Origin of the sequence: Paenibacillus sp. 598K (assembly GCF_003851045.1) — a bacterium.
GTDB lineage: Bacteria > Bacillota > Bacilli > Paenibacillales > Paenibacillaceae > Paenibacillus_D.
On record NZ_BFBX01000117.1, the window covers coordinates 28,655 to 32,386 of the forward strand.

2 pseudogenes are annotated in these 3,732 nt (G+C 66.4%); both read right to left on the reverse strand.

The features are described from left to right. Nucleotides 1-3,075, reverse strand: a pseudogene (locus tag PA598K_RS28365) (alpha-mannosidase); the annotation flags it as partial. A gap of 73 nt (nt 3,076-3,148) precedes the next feature. Further along, nucleotides 3,149-3,732: pseudogene (locus PA598K_RS28370) on the reverse strand (hypothetical protein); the annotation flags it as partial.

The following is a 3,732-nucleotide window of genomic DNA, read 5'->3' on the forward strand; positions in this document are numbered from 1 at the left end:
GAATCTGCTGGAGCGGCCGCCGCCGGACTCGTACATGCGCACGACATAGCCGTCGCCCTGCTCCGCCGGCTTCAGCGTGTCGAGGATGACCTGGCTGCTCTCCAGCGCCAGGAAGCTGTGACGCGCAGGCAATGCCCCCGCCTCCGGCAGCTCGCCCGTCTGCGGCAGCGCTGGCTGAGCCTGCACCGGATGGTTAAGCTCGTAGCCGCGCCGCACGACGCCTGCTTCCTGCCAGCTGCCGGCATGCGGCAGCAGCGAGTATGTGAACGCCTGCTCGCCGCGATCCGCGCCCGGGTCCGGCCAGCCTGGCGCCCGCAGCAGCGACAACCGCAGCGTCCGCCCCTTCACATCATAGCCGTACTTGCTGTCGTTGAGCAAGGCGACGCCGTACCCCTGCTCGGACAAGTCCGCCCAGCGATGACCGCACACCTCGTATTGCGCCGACTCCCAGCTCGTGTTGCGATGCGTCTTGCGCTGGATCGCGCCGAATGGAATCTCGTATGTCGCCTGATCGCTCAGCACATCGACCGGGAACGCAACCTTGAGCAGCTTGTGCGACTCCTGCCAATCGACGCGCGTTACGAAGTCGATCCGTCCGTCGTGATGGCGGAACACGATATCCTGCTCGATCGTCGAGCCCGAGAGCCTCCACGCCATCCGCACGATGTCCGCCGTCTCGCCCTGCTGCACCAGCTCAGCCGAAGCGAGCACAGGCTCCGCTGCCGGTTGCTGCTCGAACAGCGGGTCGATATCCCACGCGTCCCAGACGAGCGGACGATCGTGGAACAGCTGCAGCCGGTTGGCCGTCTCCCCAGGAGCCAGCACCTCGCGGTCATTCGCCTTATCGTAGAGCCGGATCAGCTCGCCCCGCTCGTTCCACTCCGCTGCATAGCGGACGGTGTCCAGCTTGCCGTCGAACGCGCCAGCCTTGGCATCCAGCGCAAGTCCCGCTCCCCCTTGTTGCTCGGCCTGCCGCTCAGGCAAGCCCTGCCCCGAGGTCTCGCCCGCCGCGACGCCCGCGCGATCCGCAGCATCGCCCTCGCGCAACCAGATGACGGCTGCGCCGAGCGGCGGCAGACTGTCGACCCGCAGCGTCCACTCGACCGAGCCGTCCGCCAGCAGACGCTTGTCGCCCGCCAGCCGCCGGCCCTCGCTATCGTAGGCCTCAAGCTTCAGCCATTCGCGACCGCCCTGCAGCGTGATCATGTCCGTCCGCTCCCACGAGAGGCTGTTGAACAGCACGATCGGCTCGCCCTCGCCGCGCGTATCGAGTTGGCGGCTCAGCGCCGTCAGCGCCGCCTCCTTGGCCTCCTCGCCATATGCGAAGATCTGGCGATAGTCCGCTGCCGAGCGCTCGTACACCTGCGGGATCGAGGTGCCGGGGATGATGTCGTGGAACTGGTTGAACAAGAGCAGCTTCCACCCTTCCTCCAGCGATGGGCCGTCCTCGCCGGTTGTCAGCTTGGCCAGCGTGCCCCATAGCTCGGCCTCGCGATAGAGTACCTCGGCGCGGCGATTCCACAGCTTGTTGCGGGCATGTGTCGTGTACGTGCCCCGATGCAGCTCCAGATACATGTCGCCCTGCCACTCTGGCAGCTCGACGCCGCTGTCGCGGATGCCGTCGAAAAACGCATGCGCCGTGCTGAACTTCGTCTGCGGCAAGCCTGGCAGCGCCTCCGAGCGCGTGGCGTACTCCAGCATCTCCCGGGTTACGCCGCCGCCGCCGTCACCGTGGCCGTACAGCAGCATCTGCTCGGGATGCGACGCCTTGTGCTTGTAGCTGTCCCAGTGCGTGCTCAGCTCCTTGGGATGCGTATATTCATTGATGCCGTGGCACAGATAGGAGAGCACCGAGGTGCCGTCGATGCCACGCCAGTGGAACAGGTCATGCGGGAACGGGTTGGTGTCGTTCCAGTTCATCTTGGTCGTCATAAAGTAGTCCATGTCCGCGAGGCGCAACAGCTGCGGCAGCGACGCGCAATAGCCGAACGTGTCGGGCAGCCACTCGATGCGCGGCTGGACCCCGAACTCCTCCTCGTAGAAGCGCATGCCGTAGATCAGTTGGCGCGCCAGCGCCTCGCCGGACGGGATGTTGAGGTCCGGCTCGATCCACATGCCGCCGACGACCTCCCATCGGCCGGAGGCGATATGCGTCTTGACCCGCTCATAGAGCGCCGGATAATGCTCCTTGACGTAAGCATACGTCTGCGGCTGGCTCTGGGCGTACGTAAACGCCGGGTACTCGTCGAGCAGCGTGCTCATCGTCGAGAAGGTGCGGCTGCACTTGCGGATCGTCTCCTTGGCCGGCCACAGCCATGCCAGGTCGATATGAGACTGCCCGACGAGGTGGATGAGACCGCGACTGGCTGCGCCAGTATGGCGGAGTGACTCCTGGAGCCGCTGCTCCAGCTCAGCCAGCCCCTCGCCGCTGCGGATCTGATCGGACGACAGCGCCCGATAGTCCGTCTCCGTGCGATGCAGCGCGGCCGCGATATCCGAGCGGTTCAGATCGCCCTCCGGCAGCAGCGCCGCCGCCTCGGCGTATACCTTGACCGTGAACAGCAGCCGTTGCAGCGGCACATTGACCCGGACCAGCGCGCTGCCCAGCAGCTGGAGCGGCGCGGGATCGTACTCGGCTGGCGCGTTCTGATGATTAAGCGCGTCGATCGACTGGGCGATCGGGTTGTACAGCTCGATCGACACCTGCCAGCTCGACTGGTCCTTCGGCAGCGAGGCGAAGTCGCGGTTGCGGTCCAGTCCGTGATGCGGCACGCCGTCCAGGGTGACCAACCCCTCGTGCATCGTCGCGACGCCGGGCGCGCCGGTCTGCACGAGCAGACCAACAGCCTCGCCGCGCCATGAGGTCGGCAGCTCGATCGTCTGCTCCATACGGATCGTCATGCCGGTGTCGATCAGCCAGTCTCCTGTCGCGACCTCGACCTCCTCGGCGTCGATATAACGGTAATCGCCGGGGCCTTCGTAGATCGAGCGACGGGCCCGCCACGGGCCGAGCGGCTGGGTCTCGGCATATTGTCCGGCCTCCAGCTCGCGGATGAATCGGTGGATGCGATGCATCGTATCCTTCCTCTCTCTAGTGGATTACTGAACCTCTGTATCGCGCTCTACTGTGTGTCGAGCCTCCTACCTCTTACTCTGCCTCGACCGTCACCTCGTCCGGACGATAGACGGCCAGCAGCTCGCCGTCCGCACCAGTGGCGAACAGCACCGATCGCTCGCGGGCCAGCTCGAACCGATACGTCCGGCCCGTGCGCGGATCGCGGACTGCGATCTGCGCATCGCAGGCATACTCCGAGACGAACACATAGAGCGCGCCCTGCGCGTACGCCAGTCGGCGGCCATACACGCCAGGCAGCGAGCCGCCCGCCAGCCATTCCAGCTCCGGCTGCACGTCTGCTGCTGCCAATGCCTGGCGATAGAGCGCCAGCATCGGCTCGCTGCGATCATTAAGCTCCAGCGGCAGCGGGCACCAGAGGAGACGTCCCGCGCCAAGCTCCAGCTCGGTGACGGTCGCCGGACCGCTCGCTGCGGATACAGCATATGCACCATTGCCACTGACCCCGGCAGTCGCGCCGACACCGGTCGTACCGGCCCCCGCGGATGCGCCCGAATCGCCGCTCGCGTCGGCTGCGCTATTCGCCCCCGCAACGGCAGGCACCGCCTTCGCCGTCTCGGCGATCCGGCGCTTGCTGTACGAGACCGGCTGCAGCCCGC